A 23,065-nucleotide genomic window follows, 5' to 3' on the forward strand; every position below is an offset into this window, starting at 1 on the left:
CTCGTGGGGTGACTGAAACGGTGGACGTCCCCATTATCGCCTCCGACGTCCCGGCGTACGCCCACCCGGGCGACGCGGGTGCGGACCTCGTCGCCGCCGAGGCGGTGCGCCTGGAGCCCGGCGCCCGGGCTCTCGTCGGCACCGGCGTGCGCATCGCCCTTCCCGAGGGTCACGTCGCCTTCGTGGTCCCGCGCAGCGGCCTGGCCGCCAAGCACGGCATCACGATCGTCAACGCCCCCGGCACGATCGACGCCGGATACCGCGGCGAGATCAAGGTCATCCTCCTCAACACCGACCGGGAGCATGCGCACGAGATCGCCGTCGGCGACCGGGTCGCGCAGCTCATCGTGATGCCGGTGCCCCGCGCCGTGTTCATCCCGGTGGAGAGCCTGCCCGACAGCGTGCGCGGCGAGGGCGGTTTCGGCTCCACCGGCTACCAGAAGGACGGAGTCCTGGCATGACCGACCCCACTTCCGACGACGCGCCGTCGAAGGTCGCGCCGCAGGACCGCGCGGAGGCGGGTCCCTTCGACGAGGCCGAGGCCAATCCGGTGCGCCCGTACATCGACCTCGGCGGCATCAAGATCCTGCCCCGCGAGGGCCTGAACCTGCGACTCGAGGTCGAGGAGCAGACGAAGCGCATCGTGGCGGTCGGGCTGGACTACGCGGGCTCCACCCTGCAGGTGCAGCCCTTCGCCGCCCCGCGGTCGGCCGGCCTGTGGGAGGAGACGCGCGAGCAGATCCGCCAGCAGATACGACAGCAGGGTGGTCGCGTCGAGGAGCGCGACGGTCCGCTGGGACCGGAGCTGCTCGCGGAGGTGCCCGTCGTGGCCGGGGCCGACGGCGCCGCCGGCAAGCGCCTCGCCCGCTTCGTGGGCGTGGACGGGCCGCGGTGGTTCCTGCGCGGCGTGATCGGCGGCGCAGCGACGTCCGACGTGGAGGCCGCCGCTGCGGTCGAGGACCTGTTCCGGTCCATCGTCGTGGTGCGAGGCGGATCCCCGATGCCGCCGCGCGACCTCATCCCGCTGCGGATGCCGGCCACCCCGGGCACGGCGTGAGCGACGCCCCGCGCCCGGACGACGCATCGGGCCGCCCCGCCGCAGATGGCGGAGGAGACGAGGGGACGGATGCCCCGCCTTCGGCCTCCGAGGTCCTCGGCGCCGCCCTCGGCGGCGCCGCACGCCGTGCCGGCCTCGATCCCGCCGAGGGGAGGAGCACCGGGCACGTCGTGTGGGCAGCGATGGGCGGCTGGCGCGGCATCCTCGAATCGGTCCTCCCGGGCGTCGTCTTCCTCGTCGCGTGGACCGCGACGTACAACCCCGCTCCCGACGCGCGCTCCGGGAACCTGCTGCTGAGCCTCGGACTGTCGGTCGGCCTCGCCGCGGTGTTCACCATCGTGCGGCTGATCCAGCGCCAGTCCGCCAGCGCGGCGATCGGCGGCCTGGTGGCCGCCGCGGCCGCCGCGGCGCTGTCGCTGTGGACCGGTCGGGGGGAGGACAGCTTCGTCCCCGGGTTCCTCACCAACACGCTCTACGGGACCGCATTCCTGGTGTCGGCTCTGGTCGGCTGGCCGCTGATCGGCCTGGCGGTGGGGTTCCTGATGGGGGAGGGCACGGCGTGGCGCGCCGACCGGCGCAAGCGGCGCGTCTTCTTCTGGCTCTCCATCGCGTGGGCAGGGCTGTTCGCACTGCGGCTGGTCGTGCAGCTGCCGCTGTACTTCGCGGGCGACGTCACGGCGCTCGGCACACTCAAGCTCATCATGGGCCTGCCGTTGTTCGCGCCGCTCGTCGCGGTCACGTGGCTCGCCGTCCGCGCGCTCTACCCTTCCGCCCGGAAGTGATACATTTATCTTGACATCAAGATACTTTCCCGCCGTTCGATTAGGGAGACCTCACTAGCCGAGGGCTCCGGCGCGGGGGAAGATGGGGAGGCCGGGCTCCGGCCCGATCCCGCCGCCGACGAAGGAGACAGACGTGTCCACGGTTGACAGCTTCGGTGCGAAGAGCACCCTGACGGTCGGCAGCACCGACTACGAGATCTTCCGCATCGACACCGTCGCGGGTTACGAGAAGCTCCCGTTCAGCCTCAAGGTGCTGCTGGAGAACCTGCTGCGCACCGAGGACGGTGCGAACGTGACGGCGGAGCAGATCAGGGCGCTCGGCTCGTGGAACCCCGATGCCGAGCCCGACACCGAGATCCAGTTCACGCCGGCGCGCGTGGTGATGCAGGACTTCACCGGCGTTCCGTGCATCGTCGACCTCGCCACGATGCGCGAGGCCGTGACGGCGCTGGGGGGCGACCCCAACCGCATCAACCCGCTCTCGCCCGCCGAGATGGTCATCGACCACTCCGTCATCGCCGACCTCTTCGGCCGCGAGGACGCCCTCGAGCGCAACGTCGAGATCGAGTACGAGCGCAACGGCGAGCGGTACCAGTTCCTCCGCTGGGGCCAGACCGCGTTCGACGACTTCAAGGTGGTCCCCCCGGGCACCGGCATCGTGCACCAGGTCAACATCGAGCACCTGGCGAAGGTCGTCTACGACCGCGAGGTGAACGGCGTCCTGCGCGCCTACCCCGACACCTGCGTCGGCACCGACTCGCACACCACGATGGTCAACGGCCTCGGCGTGCTCGGCTGGGGCGTCGGCGGCATCGAGGCCGAGGCCGCCATGCTCGGCCAGCCGGTGTCGATGCTCATTCCGCGCGTCGTCGGCTTCAAGCTCACCGGCTCGATCCCCGCCGGGGTCACCGCGACCGACGTCGTCCTCACCATCACCGACATGCTGCGCAAGCACGGCGTGGTCGGGAAGTTCGTGGAGTTCTACGGCGAGGGCGTGGCGTCGGTGCCGCTGGCGAACCGTGCCACCATCGGCAACATGAGCCCCGAGTTCGGCTCGACCGCCGCGATGTTCCCCATCGACGACGTGACGCTGGACTATCTGCGCCTGACCGGGCGCGACGAGGACGCGGTGGCGCTGGTCGAGGCCTACGCGAAGGAGCAGTCGCTCTGGCACGACCCGGCGCGCGAGCTCGTCTTCAGCGAGTACATGGAGCTGGACCTCGGGACGGTCGTCCCGTCGATCGCGGGCCCCAAGCGCCCGCAGGACCGCATCCTGCTCTCCGAGGCCAAGTCGCAGTTCGAGAAGGACATCGTCAACTACGCGACCGCGTCGACCTCTGACGACATCGTCGACCTCGAGTCCAAGCACTCGTTCCCCGCGTCCGACCCCGGAGCCGTGCCCGGCGAGGAGGAGCCCACCACCCGTCCGGTGCACATCAACAGCGGCGCGCCGGCGTCGGCGTCCAAGCCGGTGAAGGTCACCACGCCCGACGGTGAGGCGTACATCCTCGACAACGGCGCCGTCACGCTCGCCGCCATCACGTCGTGCACCAACACCTCCAACCCCTCGGTCATGATCGCGGCGGGGCTGCTGGCCAAGAAGGCGGTCGACAAGGGCCTCAAGCGCAAGCCGTGGGTGAAGACGACGCTCGGCCCCGGCTCCAAGGTCGTCACCGACTACTACGAGAAGTCGGGCCTGGACAAGGCGCTGGAGGGCCTCGACTTCTTCACGGTCGGCTACGGGTGCACGATCTGCATCGGCAACTCGGGCCCGCTCATCGAGGAGGTCTCCGAGGCGATCAACGAGCACGACCTCGCCGTGACGGCCGTGCTCTCGGGCAACCGCAACTTCGAGGGCCGCATCAGCCCCGACGTGAAGATGAACTACCTCGCCTCGCCGCCGCTCGTGGTCGCGTACGCGCTGGCCGGCTCGATGAACTTCGACTTCGAGACCGACCCGCTCGGCAAGGACCTCGAGGGCAACGACGTGTTCCTCAAGGACATCTGGCCGTCGCCGGAGGAGGTCCAGCAGATCATCGACACGTCGATCTCGCGGGAGCAGTTCATCACGCAGTACGCGACGGTGTTCGAGGGGGACGAGCGCTGGAAGAACCTTCCGACCCCCACCGGCCCCGTGTTCGAGTGGGACGACGAGTCGACCTACGTGCGCAAGCCCCCGTACTTCGAGGGGATGACCATGGAGCTGACCCCGGTGTCGGACATCCGCGGGGCACGTGTCATGGCGACCCTCGGCGACTCCGTCACGACCGACCACATCTCGCCCGCGGGCAACATCAAGGCCGGCACCCCCGCCGCGCAATACCTCACCGAGCACGGCGTCGCGCAGAAGGACTTCAACTCCTACGGCTCGCGCCGCGGCAACCATGAGGTCATGATCCGCGGCACGTTCGCGAACATCCGGCTCAAGAACGAGCTCGTCGCCGCCGTCAACGACGGGCAGATCGTCGAGGGCGGGTACACCCGCGACTTCACCAAGGAGGGCGGCCCGCAGTCCTTCATCTACGACGCGAGCATGAACTACCAGGCGCAGGGCACCCCGCTCGTCGTCTTCGGCGGCAAGGAGTACGGCTCGGGCTCGTCCCGCGACTGGGCGGCCAAGGGCACCAGCCTCCTGGGCGTGAAGGCGGTCATCACCGAGAGCTTCGAGCGCATCCACCGCTCGAACCTCATCGGCATGGGCGTCGTGCCGCTGCAGTTCCCCGCCGGCGAGAGCTGGAAGTCGCTGGGCCTGGACGGCACCGAGGTCGTCTCGATCGAGGGCCTGGAGCAGCTGAACGAGGGCGTCACGCCGAAGACCGTGCGCGTCACCGCCGAGCCGAGCGAGTTCTCGCCCGAGGGCAAGCAGACGGTCGTGTTCGACGCGGTCGTCCGCATCGACACGCCCGGTGAGGCCGACTACTACCGCAACGGCGGCATCCTGCAGTACGTGCTGCGTTCGCTGGTCTGACAGCCGATTCACGGGGGACCGGATGCCGCGGCATCCGGTCCCCTCCTCATGCCACGGGTAGACTGACAAGGCCCTTGCGGGCGGGAAAGGAGCGGGGATGTCGCTGCTGTCGTCCATCACCGGACCCCGTGACCTCGACGCGCTGACCATCGATCAGCTGGAGCGGCTCGCGGACGAGATCCGCGGATTCCTCGTCGAGAACGTCGCCCGCACCGGCGGCCACCTCGGTCCCAATCTGGGCGTCGTGGAGCTCACCATCGCGCTTCACCGCGTGTTCGACTCGCCGAACGACCCGATGATCTTCGACACCGGGCACCAGTCGTACGTGCACAAGCTGCTCACCGGGCGGCAGGACTTCTCGCAGCTCCGTGCGCGTGGCGGGCTGGCGGGGTACCCGCAGCGCTCGGAGAGCCCGCACGACGTCGTCGAGTCCTCGCACGCGTCCAGCTCGCTGAGCTGGGCGGACGGCGTGTCGCGCGCCCTCACCCGCACCGGCCGCCACGACCGGCACGTCGTGGCCGTGGTCGGCGACGGCTCGCTCACGGGCGGCATGACGTGGGAGGCGCTCAACAACATCTCCGACGACAACGACCGCAACCTGGTGATCGTCGTCAACGACAACGGACGCTCGTACGCGCCGACCATCGGCGGCATGGCGCGCTACCTGAACCGCGTGCGCACAGCGGACTCGTACCGCACGCTGCGCCGGGGCTCTGACGACCTGTTCCGCAAGCTCGGGCCCGCCGCTCGCGCGGTGTACCGGGGCGTCCGCGGCGGAACGCACGGGTTCCTGTCGCGCTTCACCAACAACGCCGCGCTCTACTCGAACCTCGACATCAAGTACCTCGGCCCGGTGGACGGCCACGACCTCGCGACGCTCATCGAGACGCTCGAGCTGGCGAAGGAGTACGGCGCACCCGTCATCGTCCACGCCATCACCGAGAAAGGCCGCGGCTACGCGCCCGCGCGATCGGACGAGGCCGACCAGTTCCACGCCGTGGGCAAGATCGATCCGCTCACCGGCGAGGCCCTCGGCTCGTCCGGGGGAGCGTCATGGACCGACGTCTTCGCCGACGAGCTGGTGGCCGTGGGCGGCGAGCGGGACGACATCATCGCCATGACGGCCGCCATGCTGCGCCCGACGGGACTGCTGCCGTTCGCGCAGCGCTTCCCGGATCGGGTCTACGACGTCGGCATCGCCGAACAGCACGCGGTCGCCTCGGCGGCCGGTCTCGCCTTCGGCGGCCTGCACCCCGTGGTCGCGATCTACGCGACCTTCATGAACCGCGCGTTCGACCAGGTGCTCATGGACGTCGCCCTCCACCGCGCCGGCGTCACCTTCGTGCTCGACCGCGCGGGCGTGACCGGCCCCGACGGTCCCAGCCACCACGGCATCTGGGACCTCGCCATGCTGCAGATCGTTCCGCACATCCGCATCGCCGTGCCGCGCGACGAGCGCCGGCTCCGCGAGGCGCTGCGCGAAGCCGTCGCCGTGGACGACGCTCCGACAGTCGTCCGCTTCCCCAAGGGCCCGGTGAGCCCCGAGCTCGAGGCGATCGAGCGCCTCGACGACGGTGTGGACGTGCTGGTGCGCTCGGACGCCCACGACGTCCTCCTCGTGGGAATCGGCCCCATGGCGCACATCGCCGTCGACGTGGCCGACCGGCTCCGCGCCCAGGGAATCGGCGCGACCGTCGTCGACCCCCGCTGGGTGGTTCCGGTGCAGCCGTCGATCATCGAGCTCGCAGCATCCCATCGCCTGGTCATCACGATCGAGGACGGCATCCGCGTCGGCGGCATCGGAACACGGGTACGTCAGGTGCTGCGCGAGGCGGGCGTCGACACGGCCGTCGACGAGCTCGGCGTGCCCGACGAGTTCATCGATCACGCCAGTCGCGAGCAGATCCTCGAGGACGCCGGTCTCACGCCGGCCAAGATCGCGCAGGACGTCGTGGCCCAGGTCCTCGGAACGCGAATCCCCGTCGCGCGCGGCGCGCAGACGAGCGAGATCGCGACGATCCCCGCGCTTGCGCGCGACCAGCAGCGCCGCTGAGGCGGGAAGTCAACGCCTCGCACGGCGCAGCCCCCCGTGCAGACCGGATGTCACGCGTCCATCGTGAAAGCATGGGCGGATGACGAGCGCCAACCTGACCAGGGCGGAGACCGCAGCCCGGTCCGCCGTCGTCCGCGTCCTGACCGCCCGTGTCGAGCTCGATGTGACCGGAGCACCGGACGAGGACGAGACCGGGTTCCCGACGGTCAGCATCCTGGAGATCGAGGCGGATGCCGCGGCCGCCGGCGCCTCGACGACCGGCGTCGCGACGTGGATCGATTTCCTCGGCGAGGCCGTCGAGGCGCTCGAGATCGACGGGGTCGCCCAGCCCGTCGAGTGGGACGGCGCCCGCGTCCGCATCGCGGGACTGAGCGGGCGGCACACCGTGCGCATCGCGGCGCGCGGTGCGTACAGCCGGTCCGGCGAGGGCATGCACCGCTTCACCGATCCGGTCGATGGCCAAACCTACCTCTACACGCACTACGAGCCGGCCGATGCTCGCCGGGTGATGGCGTGCTTCGAGCAGCCCGACATGAAGGCCCGCTACACGTTCGTGGTCACTGCGCCCGCGGGGTGGACGGTGCTGTCGAACCAGGCGGTCGCGACGAGCACGCGTGCGGGCGAAGCGCGCCGCGTGGAGTTCGCCGAGACGCTGCCCCTCTCGACCTACATCACCTCGGTGGCGGCCGGACCGTACCACCGGGCCGAAGGCGAGTGGCGACGCGGTGATCAGATCGTGCCGCTGGGCGTCTTGTGCCGCGCGTCCCTCGTCGCGCATCTCGATGCCGACGAGATCCTCGAGATCACCCGGCAGGGCCTCGGCTTCTTCGGCGACGCCTTCGGCTGCCCGTACCCGTGGGGGAAGTACGACCAGATCTTCGTGCCCGAGTACAACATCGGCGCGATGGAGAACCCGGGCCTGGTGACCTTCACCGAGGCGTACCTCTTCCGCGGCGCGGCGACGGTCGCACAGCACGAAGGCCGTGCGAACACGATCCTCCACGAGATGGCGCACATGTGGTTCGGCGACCTCGTCACGATGCGCTGGTGGGACGACCTGTGGCTGAAGGAGTCGTTCGCCGACTACATGGGGGCGCACGCCACGGCGGCGGTCACGCGGTTCCCGGATGCGTGGGTCACCTTCGCCGCGCGAAGGAAGGCGTGGGCGTATCTGCAGGACCAGCTGCCCACGACGCATCCGATCGTCGCCGACATCGCCGACCTCGAGGCGGCGAAGCTGAACTTCGACGGCATCACCTACGCCAAGGGGGCGTCGGTCCTGAAGCAGCTGGTCGCGTTCGTCGGCGAGGAGGAGTTCTTCGAGGGCGCCCGGCAGTACTTCGCCGCCCACGCGTTCGGCAACACCACCCTCGACGACCTGCTGCGCCATCTCACGGCCGCCTCGGGGCGCGATGTGCGCGCGTGGTCGCGCGCGTGGCTGGAGACCACCGGGATGTCGACGATCCAGGTGGAGCGCGGCGCCCGGAGCGCCGTGCTGGTGCAGTCCGATCCGCGACCGCACCGGCTGCGCATCGGGATGTTCGAGGTGCGCGACGGGCGCCTGGTGCGCGTGCGGACAGTCGATGCCGACGTGGTCGCCGAGCGCACGCCGCTGGGACAGATCGGAGCACCCGACCTCCTGCTGCCCAATGACAGCGACCTCACCTACGCCAAGGTGCGGCTCGACGCCGCGTCGCTGGACGCCGTCGAGGCCGGACTCTCGACGATCGACGACCCCCTTGCCCGGGGGATCGTGTGGTCGTCGCTGTGGAACGCCACGCGCGACGGGGAGCTGCCCGCCGCGCGCTACCTCGAGATCGTCCGTCGTCACGCCGGGTCCGAGACGAACTCGGCCCTGCGCGCCGACGTGCTCGCGAACGCCTCCTTCGCCATCGGTCACCACGTGGCCGCGACACGCCGACCGCAGGAGCGCTCGGCGTGGCTCGAGACGACGTGGAAGGAACTGACGACGGCCGAGGCATCCAGCGACGCGCAGCTGGCGTGGGCGCGTGCCTTCGGCACCGCGGCGATGTACGACGACGCGAGGGCGACGGAGCTGCGGGGGATGCTGGCGGGCACGGTCGCGGCACCGGACGGCCTGTCGCTCGATCCCGAGCTCCGGTGGGCATGGCTCACCGCGTTGGCGACGACCGGTCACGCGAGCGTCGCCGAGGCCGACGCGGAACTGCGGCGCGACCCCACCGCGAAGGGCCGGACCGCTCACCTCACCGTGCTCGCCTCCCGGCCCGACGCGAAGGTCCGGGCCGCGGCCTGGCACTCGGCGTGGGACGACACGACACTCACCAACGATCACCTCAGCGCGACCATCGCGGGTGCGCGCGCAGGCGGTCGGCGCGACCTCATCGGGTGCTTCGACGACGAGTACTTCGCGCGCATCCGCGGCGTGTGGAGCCGGCGCAGCATCGAGATCGCGGCGCGCCTGGTTCGCGGCCTGTTCCCCGAGGGCGACTCGCTCGAGCAGGTCGACGCCTGGCTCGCGCAGAACGAGGATGCCCCCGCCGCCCTCCGACGGATCGTGCGTGAGCAGCGCGATCATCTCGCGCGCGATCTGCGGGTCCGCGCGGCCCAGCCCGCCTGAGGGTCCGCTGCGCCGAACCGGCGAGGAGCGGCCCCGGACCGAAGTCCGGAGCCGCTCGTGGTCCCAGGCGTCAGTGCGAGCCGATGCCCGCGATGACCGGGTGGTGGAAGGTGTCGCCGAAGACGCGCTGCGAGGCGCCCTCGCGGTCGAGGTAGGGGGAGGCGCCGCCGTCGATGAAGGGCCAGCCGGCCCCGAGGATGAGGCAGAGGTCGATGTCCTGCACCTCAGGCACCACACCTTCGTCGAGCATGATCCGGATCTCCTGCGCCAGTCCGTCCTGCACACGCCGGAGGATCGTCTCAGCCGAGGCGGGCGAGGAGCCCACGGCGGGCTTGAGCACCTTCTCCGCCGCCTTCGTCCAGCCGGTGACGCGGCCACCCTTGTCCTTCTCGACCACCTGCGGCAGCTCGGCGAGGGCGTGGAAGTTCTCGTTCGCGTAGAAGCGATCCGGGAACGCCCGCACCATGGTGTCCTGCACGTGCGCGGCCACCTTCCATCCGACCAGGTCGATCAGCTGGAACGGTCCCATCGGCAGCCCCAGCGGTGCGAACGCCTTCTCGACGTCGGCGATCGGCGTGCCCTCGTAGACCGCGCGCGCCGCCTCGCCCATGACCTTCGCCAGCAGCCGGTTGACCACGAAGCCCGGCGCGTCTGCGGTCAGCACGCCGTTCTTGCCGAGGTTCTTCGCCACGACGAACGCCGTGGCGAGGGCGACATCCGAGGTCTGCGGGGTCTTGACGACCTCGATGAGCGGCATGACCGCGACCGGGTTGAAGAAATGGAAGCCGACGAGGCGCTCGGGGTGAGCGAGGTTCGCACCGATCTCCTCGACGGACAGCGACGAGGTGTTGGTCGCGAGGATCGCGTCCTCGGCGACGATCTTCTCGATCTCGCCGAACACCTGCTGCTTGACACCCACCTCTTCGAAGACGGCCTCGATGACGAAGTCGCAGTCCGCGTACAGGCTCTTGTCGGTGGTGCCCGTCACGAGCGCGCGCAGCTTGTTCGCCGAGTCGCCGTCGAGGCGCCCCTTCTGCTCGAGCTTGCCGATCTCCTCGTGGATGTGGGCGACGCCCTTGTCGACGCGGGCCTGATCGAGGTCGGTGATGAGCACCGGCACCTGCAGCTTGCGGACGAACAGCAGCGCGAATTGGCTGGCCATGAGCCCCGCGCCGATGATGCCGACCTTCGTGACCTTCTTCGCAAGCTCCCTGTCGGGAGCGCCGACCGGACGCTTCGCGCGCTTCTGCACGAGATCGAACGCGTACATGGATGCCGCGAACTGGTCGCCCGTCGCCAGTTCGGCAAGGGCCTCGTCCTCGCGGGCGAAACCCTCGGCCTTCGTGCCGCTCTTCGCCTTGTCGAGAAGCTCCAGTGCCGCATACGGCGACTTGGGGACCGTCCCGATCTTCGACTCGAGCATGCCGCGGGCCATCTTGATCGCGATCGGCCACTTGGTCAGGCGCTCGATCCTGCCCGGCTCGTGCTTGCGCTCGACCTTGATGCTGCCGTCGAGCACGCGATCGGCCCAGTTCAGCGAGTCCTCGAGGTAGTTCGCCGCCGGGAAGATGGCGTCGACGATGCCGTAGTCGAACGCCTGCTGCGGCTTGAGCATGCGGTTCTGCTTGAGCGGGTTCGAGATCACGACCTCGAGCGCGTTCTCGATCCCGATGAGGTTGGGAAGCAGGTACGCGCCGCCCCAGCCGGGGATGATCCCGAGGAAGACCTCGGGCAGCGCGATCGCCGCGGCCGAGGCATCCACCGTGCGATAGGTGGAGTTCAGGGCGATCTCGAGTCCGCCGCCGAGGGCGAGCCCGTTCACGAAGGCGAACGACGGCACGCCGAGCTCGGAGAGCTGGCCGAACACCTTGTGGCCGAGCTGCGCGATGAGTCGCGCATTCTCCTTGGAGCCGAGCTTGCCGATGTCGGAGAGGTCGGCGCCGGCGGCGAGGATGTACTGCTTGCCGGTGATGCCGACCGCCTGGATCTCGCCCGCGGCCGCCCGCGCCTTCAGCGCGTCGAGCGTCTCGCCGAGCTGCAACATCGTGGCGGGGCCCAGCGTGTTCGGGCGGGTGTGGTCGCGACCGTTGTCGAGAGTGATGAGGGCCATCACCTTGCCGGACGGAAGACGGATGTCGCGCACCCGGGAGTGCGTGATCACCTCGTCATCCAGGGCGGCACGGAGCGGGGAGAAGTCGATGTCGTCGTAGTTCGTCATGCCTCGGATGCCTTACTTCCGCTTCTTGCCGTCGTGGAACGGGTTCTCCCAGATGACCGATCCGCCCTGTCCGAGCCCGACGCACATGGCGGTCAGGCCGTAGCGGACGTCGGGCCGCTCGGCGAAGTGGGCGGCGAGCTGGATCATGAGGCGCACGCCGGAGGCCGCGAGGGGGTGACCGAAGGCGATGGCGCCGCCCCACGGATTGACACGCGGATCGTCGTCGGCGATGCCGAAGTGGTCCAGCAGGGAGATGACCTGGATGGCGAAGGCCTCGTTGAGTTCGAACAGGCCGATGTCATCGATCGTCAGGCCCGCCTTCTTCAGGGCCTTCTCGGTGGACGGGATGGGCCCGATTCCCATGATCTCGGGCTGCACGCCGGCGAACGCGAACGAGACGAGCCTCATCTTCGGCTTCAGCCCGAGCTCCTTCACCGCCCCGCCCCCCGCCAGCAGCGACATGGTGGCGCCGTCGGTGAGCGGCGACGAGGTGCCGGCGGTCACCCGCCCGTGCGGGCGGAACGGGGTCTTGAGGGCCGCGAGGTCCTCCATCGTCGTCTGCGGCCGACGGCCCTCATCCTCGGTGGCGAGTCCCCACGATCCCTCGGCGTCCTTGACGGCGACCGGGACGAGGTCGGGCTGGATCTTGCCTGCGTCGTACGCGGCCTGCACCTTGTGCTGGCTGAGCATGCCGTAGCGGTCCGAGCGCTCCTTGGTGAGGTGAGGGAAGCGGTCGAAGATGCGCTCGGCGGTGACGCCCATGTTGAGCGCGCCCGGGTCGACCATCTTCTCGGCCACGAAACGGGGGTTGGGGTCGGCATTGCCGCCGATCGGGTGATGGCCCATGTGCTCGACGCCGCCCGCAAGGGCGACGTCGTACATGCCGACGCCGATCGACGCGGCCATCGTCGTGACGCTCGTCATGGCGCCCGCGCACATGCGGTCGATGGCGAAGCCGGGCACCGTCTGGGGGAGCCCGGCCAGGATCGCGACGCTGCGGCCGAGGGTCAGCCCCTGATCGCCGGTCTGGCTCGTCGCCGCGATCGCGACGTCGTCGACGCGCTCCTTGGGGACGCCCGGGTTGCGCTCCATCAGTCCGATCGTCGCCTTGACGGCGAGGTCGTCCGCGCGGGTGTTCCAGTACATGCCCTTCTCGCCGGCGCGCCCGAACGGCGTACGCATGCCATCGACGAAGAAGACGTCCGAAATCTCGGCCACTCTGCCTCCAAAAGTTGGGATGACGCCAGCCTAGGAGGGCCCCCGGAGGGGTTTGAATCGGGTGGCGGAAACCTACGAAGCGGTTTCGGAGGGCTCCGACACGGCTTGCACGGATCCCACAAAGGCATCGGCGATCAACTGTGCAGTCTGCGCAATCTGCCACGGGCGCGCGCCGAGCGCGGTCAGCGCATCCGCCACGGACTCCACCGACACCGGCTCGGGCGGCGCCCACGCGACGCGACGCAGCAGGTCGGGGGTGAGCAGGTTCTCGGTCGGCATGCGCAGCTCTTCCGCCCGCTCCTCGACGACCGGCCGTGCCGCCTTGAGCCGGGCGTCGGCCTCGGGATTGCGATCGGCCCACGCGCGGGGCGGAGGGAGCGAGTCGCCGCCGGTGGCGCGCTCGAGGGGGAGCTCGCCGGCAGCACGGCCGGCCTCGATCGCGGCCCACCAGCGATCGAGCTGGGAGCGGCTCGCGCGGCCGGTGAACTCCTTCACGGCGGCCAGGGCGCTCTTGGACTTGGGGTCGGCGAGGACGGCGGCGACCAGCGCACGATCGGGCACGAGGCGCCCCGGGGCGACGTCCTCCTGCCGGGCGTACTCCTCGCGCGCCGTCCACAGCTCACGCGCGACCGCGAGCGCCCGGCGTCCGCGTACCGTGTGCAGGCCGCTGAGGCGACGCCACGGCTCTTCGCGCGGCGGCTTCGGCTCGCGCTCGAGGACGGCGCGGAACTCCTCGACCGCGAACTCCGTCTTGCCCTGCTCGCCGAGCTCCGCGGCCAGCCGGTCGCGGACGTCCACGAGGTGCTCGACGTCCAGCGCGGCATACTCCAGCCACGACTGCGGCAACGGCCGGGTCGACCAGTCCGATGCGGAGTGCGCCTTGGCGAGCGTGATGCCGAGGGTGTCCTCGACGACGGCGCCGAGGCCGACCCGGTCGTGTCCGAGCAGTCGCGCCGCCAGTTCGGTGTCGAAGATCGAATCGGGGACGAGGCCCAGCTCCCGCAGCGACGGCAGGTCCTGGCTGGCGGCGTGCAGGACCCACTCCTCGTGGCCGATCGCGTCCTGGAGTGCGCTGAAGTCGCCGATCGGCGGAGGATCGAAGAGGAAGACACCGGCATCGCGCCGGAACACCTGCACCAGGTACGCCCGCTGCGAATAGCGGAACCCGGAGGCCCGCTCGACATCGACGGCGACGGGCCCGTGGCCGGCGGCCAGGCGGCGCGCGGCGTCGGCGAGCCGGCCGATCTCGTCGATCACCTCGTAGTCAGCCACGCGGCGTCCTGCGCGAACCCAGCATCGCGATCCCTTCCGAGCCGGGCGGAAGCCCGGCCAGCATGCACACCAACTCCGCCCATGCTTCCACGTGCGGGGCGATCGCGCCTTCCGGTGACCATGACGCCCGCAGTTCGATCTGCGCGCCCTCTCCCTCCGCGGCCAGCGAGCCGAAGCCTTTCGACAGCGTCTTGGTCGCCGTGCCCGACGCCGAGTGGAAGCCGGCTCGACGTGACGACAGCGCGTCGGTGAGCCAGGTCCACGCGACATCGGCCAGCAGCGGGTCGATCCCGATCTCAGGCTCGAGCGGGGCCTGGGCGAAGCACACGATGCGCCACGGGCCGTTCCACGAGGCCGGCTCCTGCGGATCGTGCAGCAGGACGAGCCGGCCCGTGCCATAGGGCGAATCGACGTCGTCGGGAGAGGAGCGCACATCGCCGGCGATCGCGAGCGACTGCGGCGCGAGCCCCTGCGGAGCCGGGATCTCGCGCACCGTCACATCGGCGCGGAACGACATCGACCGCACCGCGTCGGCTGCCTGCTCGAATGAGCTCGGAGCCGCGGGGGGACGCTGGTCTGCCACGCGGACAGACTAGAGTGATGCCTCGATGGTCGCCTCCAGGCGCGCCGCGATGGCCGGCGCAACCCGCACTCCCGACGGCCGGACGCGCGCGCCCGCTTACGTCGCCGGGGTCAAGGCCGCCCTCGCAGTGCTGAGCGTGGCGCTCGGGGCGACGCTCGGCGCCCTCACCGCCGGATCGGTCCTGATGGCACGCCGCGTGGTCACGCCGCGGCGGCGGGAGCCGGACACCCGCATCCTGGCGCTCGACACGGCGGCGCAGACGATCACGCTCTCGCGGACGCCCGACACGGTGCTGCCGGGCCGGTACGGCCTGTTCACGAAGGGCACCTCCGACTACATCAAGCTGGGTTCCGTGCTCTCGCAGGATGCCACGAGCGTCAAGCGCAAGCTGCTCACCCATATCGGCGCCGATGCGCAGCTCGAGCCGGAGGCCGGCTTCAGCGGCTGGTACTACGACCGTCCCGAGCAGCTGCACCTGCCGTACACCCCCGAACTGATCGGATCGACGGTCGGCCCGTGCCCCGCCTGGCTCTTCCCGGCCCGCGACGCAGAAACCTGGGTCATCCAGGTGCACGGGCGCGGCACGACGCGCGCGGAATGCCTCCGCGCCGTCCCGGTCTTCCACGCACTCGGCATCACCGCCCTCGTCGTCTCGTATCGCAACGACGGCGAGGCGCCGCGCAGTCGCACCGGAACCTACACCCTCGGCTCGACGGAGTGGCGCGACGTCGATGCCGCTGTCGGCTTCGCACGCCGGCGCGGCGCCCGCCGCATCGTGGTCATGGGCTGGTCGATGGGCGGGGCGATCGCGCTGCAGCTGTCGCTGAACTCGGCGCATCGCGACGCGATCGCCGGCCTGATCCTGGAGTCCCCGGTCGTCGACTGGAACCTGGTGGTGAAGTACCAGGCGCGCGGCCAGCATGTGCCCGACGCGGTGACCGGCCTGGCGATGGAGGCGCTGCGCACCGAGTGGGCCGCACCGCTCACCCGTACCGGTGCGGCCATCCGCCTCGACCAGCTCGACGTGCTGTCGCGGGCCGGCGAGCTGCGGCATCCGATCCTGATCCTGCACAGCGACGACGACGGCTACGTCCCCTCCGACGCATCCCACGACCTGGTCGTGGCCCGCCCCGACCTCGTGCAGATGCAGGTGTTCGAGGTCGCTCGTCACACGAAGCTCTGGAACTACGACCAGGAACGGTGGAGCGACAGCATCCGCACGTGGCTCGAGGGGCAGGGCCTGCTGCCCACCTGAGCCCGGCGCCGGGTCAGGCGGCGACCTTGGAGCGCACCTGTCGCTGCGCCCGCAGCAGCATCCCCGTCATGCCGGAGATCCGCAGCGGCGACACGACGCGGGTCAGACCGAGCGTCTGCGGGAAGTCGCCCGGCACGGCGAGCACCTCGTCGGCGCTGAGCCCGGTGAGACCTTGGGCCAGGATGCTGGCGAAGCCGCGCGTCGTCGGCGCCTCGGCCGGCGCGGTCGCGTGCATCGCCACCGTCCCGTCGCCTGACACGTCGACCACGATGAAGACCGGGGACTGGCACTCGAGGACGCGCTCGTACATCTCGGGATGGCCTTCGTACTCGGCGGGAACGGCCGGCAGCGCGTACGAGAACTCCAGGAGAAGCTGCAGGCGGTCGGCTTCCGGCAGCTCCAGGAACTCGTCGCGGATCTCGGCGAGACTCTCGGGCAGGACGGCGTCGGTCATCTCCGCCATCATCCCACGGCACGCTGACGGCGGAGCCGGTCAACGGCGGGGGACATCGCCCGGCTCCGCACCGGTGACGATGGGCACACGCACCGCGCTGCCCCATTCCGTCCACGATCCGTCGTAGTTGCGCACGTCGCCGAAGCCGAGGAGGTGCGTGAGCACGAACCACGTGTGGCTGGACCGCTCGCCGATGCGGCAGTAGGCGACGATCGCGTCGTCGTCTGCGAGTCCGACCTCCCCGCGGTAGATCGCCTCCAGCTCGACGCGGCTCTTGAAGCCGCCGTCCTCGGCCACGGCACGCGCCCACGGGACGCTCTTCGCGGTGGGGATGTGCCCGGCGCGCAGGGCGCTCTCCTCGGGATAGGCCGGCGCGGTGGTGCGCGAGCCGTCGTACTCCTCGGGGGAGCGCACATCGATCAGCGGCCCCGAGCCGAGGTGGGCGAGGACGTCCTCCTTGTAGGCCCGCAGTGCCCGGTCATCGCGCTCGACCACGGGGTAGTCGGTGGGGGAGGGAGCGGGCACGTCGGTGGTGAGAGGGCGCCCCTCCGCGATCCACTTGTCGCGGCCGCCGTCGAGGAGCCGGACGTCCTCGTGTCCGAAGAGCGAGAAGACCCACAGCGCGTAGGCCGCCCACCAGTTGTTCTTGTCGCCGTAGATCACGATCGTGTCGTCGCGCGAGATCCCCTTGCGGCTGAGCAGCGCGGCGAATCCCTCCCCGTCGACGTAGTCGCGCACCACCGGATCGTTGAGCTCGGTGTGCCAGTCGACCTTGACGGCGCCGGGGATGTGGCCCGTCTCGTAAAGCAGCACGTCCTCGTCGGACTCCACGACGACGAGCCCCGGCGTTCCGAGCCGGCTCTCCAGCCACGCGCCGGTCACCAGCCGTCCCGGCTGGGCGTACTCGGCGAACTTGGCGGACGAGGTGTCGGTCTCGACGGGCATGGCTACTCCTGCTCTCGGGGGGGCGCGCTCGGTCGGGTGCGCGCGGGCGGCCGTTAGGGTTGAACCGTCGCCTTCGACCCTAGATTCCCGGGCGGGCGCGCACAGCTTTCCTGTAACGCGCCGTCCACTGCCAGCGAGGATCCGCATGACCGTCTCCGCCACCCGCTCCGGCATCGTCCACCTCGCGGAGCGGACTCCGCAGCTCGCCGGGGCCGAGATGGTCGCCGCCCTCGTGCCGCCGCCGCAGTTCGCCGACGCGACCTTCGAGACCTACCGGGCCGACCCCGCCTATCCGTCGCAGCAGGAGGCGAAGGATCTGCTCCTCGCCTTCACCGGAACCGCCGGCCCCGCGAAGGCCGGCTTCTTCCGTCGCGCCAAGCAGGCCGAGGTCAAGCCGGGGGTCTACCTCGACGGCGGATTCGGCGTGGGAAAGACCCACCTCCTGGCCGCGGTCTACCACGCGCTGCCCGCACGCCGGAAGTACTTCGGCTCCTTCATCGAGTACACCGCCCTCGTGGGTGCGCTCGGGTATCAGAACACCGTCGAGCTCTTCCGCGGATCGGACCTGCTCTGCATCGACGAGTTCGAGCTGGACGATCCCGGAGACACCATGGTGATGACGCGCCTGCTGGGGGAGCTGGTGTCCTCCGGCACGCGCCTGGCCGCGACATCCAACACCCCTCCCAACGCCCTCGGCGAGGGAAGGTTCGCCGCGCAGGACTTCCTCCGCGAGATCCATGCGATGGCGGCGAGCTTCCAGACCGTGCGCATCGACGGCACCGACTACCGCCATCGCGCCGTCGACGGCCACGCGGTCGTCCTCGAGAATCCGCAGTACGACGCGGCGATCGCGGATGCCGCCGCCGCCGGCCTCGTCTCGGACGACGTGTTCGACAATCTGATCGGCCACCTCGCGCGCGTCCACCCGTCGCGGTACATCCGCCTCATCGAGGGGCTCTCGCTGGTCGGACTGCGGGAGGTCGCACCCTTCACGGACCAGTCCGCGGCGCTGCGCTTCGTCGCCTTCATCGACCGGGTGTACGACGCGCAGCTGCCGATCCGGGCGACCGGGACGTCGCTGGATCTGGTCTTCCCGGAGGAGATGCTCGCCGGGGGCTACCGCAAGAAGTACCTGCGGGCGATCTCGCGCCTGGTCGCCTCGACGCTCGCCTGATCCGCAAGGCTTGCGCACCGCCCGGAAACACGATGTTTACGTACCGGGGTGTGCCGTAACCATCGCGAAACACGACTCGCACGGCACGCGAAACCAGCCCTCGCAAAACTGTGGTCACCACGACGGCGAACCCGTGACGCCGCGTGGCCCTGTCACCGACCCGATGCGAGGTAATACCCCATGGACGCACCCGGCAACATCGCCTGGGCGGTCACCGCAACCGCTCTCGTCCTCCTCATGACGCCCGGTGTGGCGTTCTTCTACGGAGGCCTGGTCAAGGCGAAGAGTGTCGTCAGCATGATGATGATGAGCTTCGGCGCACTCGGCCTCGTCGGCGTGCTCTGGATCCTCTACGGCGCCAACATGAGCGTCGTCGACGGCACCTGGAGCTTCGCCGGCAACCCGTTCAGCGACTTCGGCCTCGCCGGGCTCGCCGCGGGCGAGGGCGCGAACGTCGGCCTTCTCGGCACGGCCTACGGCGCGACGTTCGCGATCATCACCGTCGCCCTCATCTCCGGCGCCATCGCCGACCGCGCCAAGTTCGGCGCCTGGATGATCTTCGCCGGCCTCTTCGCGACGCTCGTGTACTTCCCGGTCGCCGCCTGGGTGTGGGGCGGAGGCTGGGTCTACAACCTCGGCACGACGATGTTCGGCGAGGACAGCGGGGTCGCCGTCATCGACTACGCCGGTGGCACCGCCGTGCACATCAACGCCGGTGCCGCGGCCCTCGCGCTCGCGATCGTGCTCGGCAAGCGCATCGGCTTCCAGAAGGGCATCCTCAAGCCGCACAACGTGCCGCTGACCCTCCTCGGCGCGGCGCTGCTCTGGTTCGGCTGGTTCGGCTTCAACGGCGGCGCGGAGTGGCTGTCGGAGGACATGGGCAACGTCGGCCTGATCACCATCAACACGCTGGGGGCGACGGCTGCCGCGGTCATCGGCTGGATCGTCATCGAGAAGTTCAAGGACGGAAAGCCCACGTCGGTCGGCGCGGCCTCGGGTGCCGTCGCCGGTCTCGTCGCCATCACCCCGGCGTGCGCCAACCTGACCCCCGGCTGGGCGCTCCTGCTCGGTGTGATCGTCGGCGCCGTCTGCGCCCTGGCGATCGAGCTGAAGTTCAAGCTCGGCTTCGACGACTCGCTCGACGTCGTGGGCATCCACCTCGTCGGCGGCCTGCTCGGAACGATCTACCTCGGCTTCTTCGCAACCGAGACCGGTCTCTTCCTCGGCGGCGGCGTGGAGCAGCTGATCGTCCAGGTGATCGCTGCGCTCGGCGTGCTGGTCTACTCCTTCGTGGTCTCGTTCGTGATCGGCATCGTGATCGAGAAGACCATCGGCTTCCGCGTCAAGAACGAGGACGAGATCGCCGGCGTCGACACGGTCGTGCACGGCGAGGAGGGCTACCTCCTGGACGAGCGCGTCTGAACGCATCCTCAGGAAGGCGTCGTGGCTTGCCACGGCGCCTTCCGCTGTTTCCGCCGGGCTTGGCTAGGGTGACGGTGTGACTCCGCGACGCGGCCTGCGCGGCATACTGAGCAGCATCCTCCACCCCCGGCGCGCCGCTGCGCCGTCGGTCGAGGCCGCCCCGGAGCCCGCCCGTCGCGGCCAGGCGGCGACCGTCGAGGTGCCCCCGCCGGGACGCGACGCACTGCGGATCACCTACGCGCCCGACCCGGACGGCGATCCCGATGCCGGCGAGATCGTGTGGACCTGGGTTCCCTACGCCGAGCACGACGGCCGCGGCAAGGATCGTCCTGTCCTGGTCATCGGCAGGCACGGCCGCGACCGGGTCTACGCGGTGAAGCTGACCAGCAAGTCCCACGACGGCGACCACGACTTCCTGCCTCTCGGCACGGGGGAGTGGGACGCGCGCGGGAGAGCGTCGTGGGTCGACATCGACCAGGTCTACAGCGTCCACCGGGACGGACTGCGGCGTGAGGCATCCGCTCTGGATCTCGAGCGCTTCGTGCGCGTCGCCGATGCGCTGCACCGCCGCTACGGCTGGGCAGTCGGGGACTGAGCCGATGCGCAAGAGGCCGGTCCACAGACCGGCCTCTTCCTTCGCGGTGGGCGATACCAGACTCGAACTGATGACCTCTTCCGTGTGAAGGAAGCGCGCTACCAACTGCGCCAATCGCCCGTGTCCCCGGGGGGAACGAGTACCGATCCTACCGGATGCCGGACCCCGGCTCGAACCACATCCGTGTGACACGCGCGAGCTCCTGCCGGTTTTGCATGACGGCGAGGATCGGCTACAGTCATTCACGTGCCCGGGGTGCGAATCCCGGAAGCGAAATGCGGATGTAGCGCAGTTGGTAGCGCATCACCTTGCCAAGGTGAGGGTCGCGAGTTCGAGTCTCGTCATCCGCTCGAGTGCAGGGATCCTCTCCAGGGATCACGGCACGTGGGGTCAAACCACACGCGGTGGCGTGGCCGAGCGGCTAGGCACCGGCCTGCAAAGCCGTTTACACGGGTTCGAATCCCGTCGCCACCTCCACTCCCGGTCCCGACCGGAGAATCACTCGGGCGATTGGCGCAGCGGTAGCGCGCTTCCCTGACACGGAAGAGGTCACTGGTTCGATCCCAGTATCGCCCACCAAAGGACCCCCCGGATGCCCGGGGGGTTTCGCCGTTGCGGGGGTCAGCCGTGCCAGAGGTCGTCGTGCCCGGCCTGCCTCGCGTAGTGCGACGGATCGAAGAAGCGCTCGTAGTAGTCCTGCTCGAGGTGGGCGAACTGCAGCCACGTCCCCAGCGTGTGGAAGGCGTCGACGTGCGCGGGGAAGCGTCCGTAGGTGTCCCAGATGTAGTTGCAGATCTCCTTCGTGTAGGCGATCTCCTCCGGACCCGGAAGCGACGCCCGCTCGAGGAAGGCGCGGGCGTCGTCGACGCTGCGATACGGGCCCGCGAACACCCGCTCGTTGCCGTACGCCGCTCCGCTGGCGCTGAACTTCGCCTCGATCACCCGCTCGACCGCCTCGTCCATCGACGACACGTACGGGGGAGTGAGCCCCTCCAGGATCCCGTCGATGCCGACCGGATTCGCCTGTGACGCGGGCGCCGGCGGCCAGGAGCGGTGCCGCTTGGGCTCCTGGAGGCGAAAGCCGAGACCGTGCCAGCCCTTCGCGTCGTCCTGCTGCCAGATGTACGGAGCGAGCACCGCGCTGTGGATCCAGCCGCCGAGGCCCATCGACTGGCCCAGCAGCATCAGGTTCTGGAGGTGGAAGTACGCCTCCTGGTCGGTGCGCAGGGTGTTGCCGTAGCCGAGCGGCGCTTGGCATCCGGTGTCGAGGTACCCGCTGCGGATACGATCCAGGCCGCCGATCGGGTGGTACGGGATCTTCTGGCCGATGCCGAGGCCGCCGGCGAGCTTCGCCATCCATTCGGAGGCGTTCTTCGGGTGGAACGTGCGCCAGTCGTCGAGGAAGACCGGCCGCATTCCGCTCGGATCCGTCAGCAGGGACAGAATGGCGTTGATGTACTGCCACGTGCAGTCGACCACCGGGAAGAAGATCGTCGTGCCGGGCGCGTTCGACATGCGACGGTTGCGGTCGAGGAAGTAGGGCCACTCCCGGGGGAAGTCCAGGCGCCGGTTCGATACCCGCACGAGGCATTCGTCGGCGACGCCGATCCAGTCCGCTTCCGTCCAGTCGCCCCACTGCCGCGGAAGGGATCTCAGCAGCTCGAGCGCGCGCTGGCCCTTCGGGGGACGCAGCAGGAAGATCCCGTCGTCGTTGATCATGAAGAAGTGCGTGGCCTGCGCGTTCTCCGCGCTGCTGGCGGTGCGCCCCATGATGTTGAGGAACGGCGTGCCCAGCTCCGTCTGGCCGTTCGCCCCGGTCAGCGGACCGTCGTGGGTCGTCGAGCCGGTGATGCCCGTGACGCACGTGATGAGGATCGCCTCCTCCAGGCGGCTGAGCGGCGCCGGCTCACTGCTGCTGGCGTGGCTGAGCGAGCCGGCGTCGACGGAGAGCCCGCGCGGGACCCGTCGGGTTCGGCGCTCGGTGAGCGCGGAGAGGAACGGATACGAAGCGAGGTCGGCGAGCGCCTGCGGCCGGGTGACCCCGTCGTCCGTGGCGGAGGCCGACATCGTCAGCCCCCCGTGACGGTGCTCGCGCCGGACCCGGTCAGCCGGCCACGCGTCCATGCCGGCGCGGCGCGGTGCCAGCCGCGCATCGAAGGTCCCGGTCATCGCCGGTCCGCTGACGTCATCGCTCATATCGACCCCCCAGTGGTCGTGGTGCGCAAAGCCGTCGCTCCCCCCGCGGCTCCCGGACCGCATGCGACGACGGAGTCAGCATATTGCCCGGACCGTTCTCCCGCCACGATCTGGTGGAGATCGATATCTGGCCGCTGATACAGGGGCCCGCGACCGCTGGCTAGACTCGACGCGTGGAACTCGTCCGGTCAGCCGCCGCCGCGGCACTCGAGACCGACACGCGAACGCTCGGCGCCTGAGCGGGCGGGGCGCGTCGTGCGTCCGAAGCTGAGTA

17 protein-coding genes and 4 tRNA genes are annotated in these 23,065 nt (G+C 70.0%); 13 read left to right on the top strand and 8 right to left on the bottom strand.

Going from position 1 to position 23,065, the window contains the following annotated elements; all coding sequences use genetic code 11:
* Positions 1 to 8 precede the first annotated feature (8 nt).
* The 6 genes from dut (at position 9) to pepN (ending at position 9,459) form a co-directional block, all read left to right on the top strand.
* Entirely contained in the window at positions 9 to 461 is a 453-nt protein-coding gene (gene dut / locus IR212_RS07890) for a dUTP diphosphatase (RefSeq protein WP_194398356.1), read from the top strand.
* The gene (locus IR212_RS07895) at positions 458 to 1,057 is read left to right on the top strand and encodes a DUF3710 domain-containing protein (RefSeq protein ID WP_194398357.1); all 600 of its coding nucleotides are present in this window, start codon (positions 458 to 460) and stop codon (positions 1,055 to 1,057) included. The genes dut and IR212_RS07895 overlap by 4 nt, the downstream gene beginning before the upstream one ends.
* Positions 1,054 to 1,839, top strand: a complete 786-nt coding sequence (locus tag IR212_RS07900) for a DUF3159 domain-containing protein (RefSeq protein WP_194398358.1) — start codon at positions 1,054 to 1,056, stop codon at positions 1,837 to 1,839. Before IR212_RS07895 ends, IR212_RS07900 begins: the two co-directional genes overlap by 4 nt.
* A 133-nt stretch (positions 1,840 to 1,972) precedes the next feature.
* A complete protein-coding gene (locus IR212_RS07905; protein ID WP_273542116.1) occupies positions 1,973 to 4,807 on the top strand; it encodes an aconitate hydratase in 2,835 nt (944 codons plus the stop codon).
* A gap of 97 nt (positions 4,808 to 4,904) precedes the next feature.
* Complete coding sequence (dxs, locus tag IR212_RS07910; protein WP_194398360.1) at positions 4,905 to 6,860, top strand: 1-deoxy-D-xylulose-5-phosphate synthase; 1,956 nt, start codon at positions 4,905 to 4,907, stop codon at positions 6,858 to 6,860.
* Positions 6,861 to 6,939: 79 nt separating this feature from the next.
* Complete coding sequence (pepN, locus tag IR212_RS07915; RefSeq protein WP_194398361.1) at positions 6,940 to 9,459, top strand: aminopeptidase N; 2,520 nt, start codon at positions 6,940 to 6,942, stop codon at positions 9,457 to 9,459.
* 70 nt (positions 9,460 to 9,529) lie between these two features.
* Here pepN and IR212_RS07920 read toward each other — a convergent pair whose 3' ends face one another.
* The 4 genes from IR212_RS07920 to IR212_RS07935 all read right to left on the bottom strand — a co-directional run bounded on the left by IR212_RS07920 (position 9,530) and on the right by IR212_RS07935 (position 14,750).
* Positions 9,530 to 11,677: a 3-hydroxyacyl-CoA dehydrogenase NAD-binding domain-containing protein gene (locus IR212_RS07920; protein ID WP_194398362.1), complete on the bottom strand. Its 2,148-nt coding sequence runs from the start codon at positions 11,675 to 11,677 to the stop codon at positions 9,530 to 9,532.
* A gap of 12 nt (positions 11,678 to 11,689) precedes the next feature.
* A complete protein-coding gene (locus IR212_RS07925; protein ID WP_194398363.1) occupies positions 11,690 to 12,895 on the bottom strand; it encodes a thiolase family protein in 1,206 nt (401 codons plus the stop codon).
* Between the two features lie 72 nt (positions 12,896 to 12,967).
* Positions 12,968 to 14,167, bottom strand: a complete 1,200-nt coding sequence (locus IR212_RS07930; protein ID WP_194398364.1) for a ribonuclease D — start codon at positions 14,165 to 14,167, stop codon at positions 12,968 to 12,970.
* Positions 14,160 to 14,750: a DUF3000 domain-containing protein gene (locus IR212_RS07935; RefSeq protein WP_194398365.1), complete on the bottom strand. Its 591-nt coding sequence runs from the start codon at positions 14,748 to 14,750 to the stop codon at positions 14,160 to 14,162. The genes IR212_RS07930 and IR212_RS07935 overlap by 8 nt, the downstream gene beginning before the upstream one ends.
* 25 nt (positions 14,751 to 14,775) lie before the next feature.
* On the opposite strand from IR212_RS07935, the gene IR212_RS07940 reads away from it, so the two are divergent.
* The gene (locus tag IR212_RS07940) at positions 14,776 to 16,005 is read left to right on the top strand and encodes an alpha/beta hydrolase (RefSeq protein ID WP_194398366.1); all 1,230 of its coding nucleotides are present in this window, start codon (positions 14,776 to 14,778) and stop codon (positions 16,003 to 16,005) included.
* 13 nt (positions 16,006 to 16,018) lie between these two features.
* Here IR212_RS07940 and IR212_RS07945 read toward each other — a convergent pair whose 3' ends face one another.
* Together IR212_RS07945 and IR212_RS07950 are read right to left on the bottom strand one after the other, a co-directional pair.
* The gene (locus IR212_RS07945) at positions 16,019 to 16,459 is read right to left on the bottom strand and encodes a SufE family protein (protein WP_194398367.1); all 441 of its coding nucleotides are present in this window, start codon (positions 16,457 to 16,459) and stop codon (positions 16,019 to 16,021) included.
* Between the two features lie 39 nt (positions 16,460 to 16,498).
* Positions 16,499 to 17,404 (bottom strand): sulfurtransferase, encoded by a 906-nt coding sequence (locus tag IR212_RS07950; RefSeq protein WP_194398368.1) that lies wholly within the window; start codon positions 17,402 to 17,404, stop codon positions 16,499 to 16,501.
* Between the two features lie 145 nt (positions 17,405 to 17,549).
* On the opposite strand from IR212_RS07950, the gene zapE reads away from it, so the two are divergent.
* From zapE to IR212_RS07965, 3 genes are all read left to right on the top strand, one after another.
* Positions 17,550 to 18,578, top strand: coding sequence for a cell division protein ZapE (gene zapE, locus IR212_RS07955; protein ID WP_194398369.1), 1,029 nt, complete (start codon positions 17,550 to 17,552; stop codon positions 18,576 to 18,578).
* A gap of 180 nt (positions 18,579 to 18,758) precedes the next feature.
* The gene (locus tag IR212_RS07960; RefSeq protein WP_194398370.1) at positions 18,759 to 20,000 is read left to right on the top strand and encodes an ammonium transporter; all 1,242 of its coding nucleotides are present in this window, start codon (positions 18,759 to 18,761) and stop codon (positions 19,998 to 20,000) included.
* A 76-nt stretch (positions 20,001 to 20,076) separates the two neighbouring features.
* On the top strand, positions 20,077 to 20,595 hold the full coding sequence (locus IR212_RS07965; RefSeq protein WP_194398371.1) for a type II toxin-antitoxin system PemK/MazF family toxin: 519 nt from the start codon (positions 20,077 to 20,079) through the stop codon (positions 20,593 to 20,595).
* A gap of 47 nt (positions 20,596 to 20,642) precedes the next feature.
* Here the strand turns inward: IR212_RS07965 and IR212_RS07970 are convergent.
* A tRNA-Val gene (locus tag IR212_RS07970) sits at positions 20,643 to 20,715 on the bottom strand.
* A 157-nt stretch (positions 20,716 to 20,872) separates the two neighbouring features.
* On the opposite strand from IR212_RS07970, the gene IR212_RS07975 reads away from it, so the two are divergent.
* The 3 genes from IR212_RS07975 (at position 20,873) to IR212_RS07985 (ending at position 21,174) form a co-directional block, all read left to right on the top strand.
* Positions 20,873 to 20,945: transfer RNA gene (locus IR212_RS07975), tRNA-Gly, on the top strand.
* A gap of 53 nt (positions 20,946 to 20,998) precedes the next feature.
* Positions 20,999 to 21,072, top strand: a tRNA-Cys gene (locus tag IR212_RS07980).
* A gap of 27 nt (positions 21,073 to 21,099) precedes the next feature.
* Positions 21,100 to 21,174: transfer RNA gene (locus IR212_RS07985), tRNA-Val, on the top strand.
* A gap of 42 nt (positions 21,175 to 21,216) precedes the next feature.
* Here the strand turns inward: IR212_RS07985 and IR212_RS07990 are convergent.
* Positions 21,217 to 22,791, bottom strand: a complete 1,575-nt coding sequence (locus IR212_RS07990; RefSeq protein ID WP_228479540.1) for a hypothetical protein — start codon at positions 22,789 to 22,791, stop codon at positions 21,217 to 21,219.
* Positions 22,792 to 23,065 lie beyond the last annotated feature (274 nt).

The sequence above is a fragment of the Microbacterium atlanticum genome, from assembly GCF_015277815.1.
In the GTDB taxonomy this organism is placed as follows: domain Bacteria; phylum Actinomycetota; class Actinomycetes; order Actinomycetales; family Microbacteriaceae; genus Microbacterium; species Microbacterium atlanticum.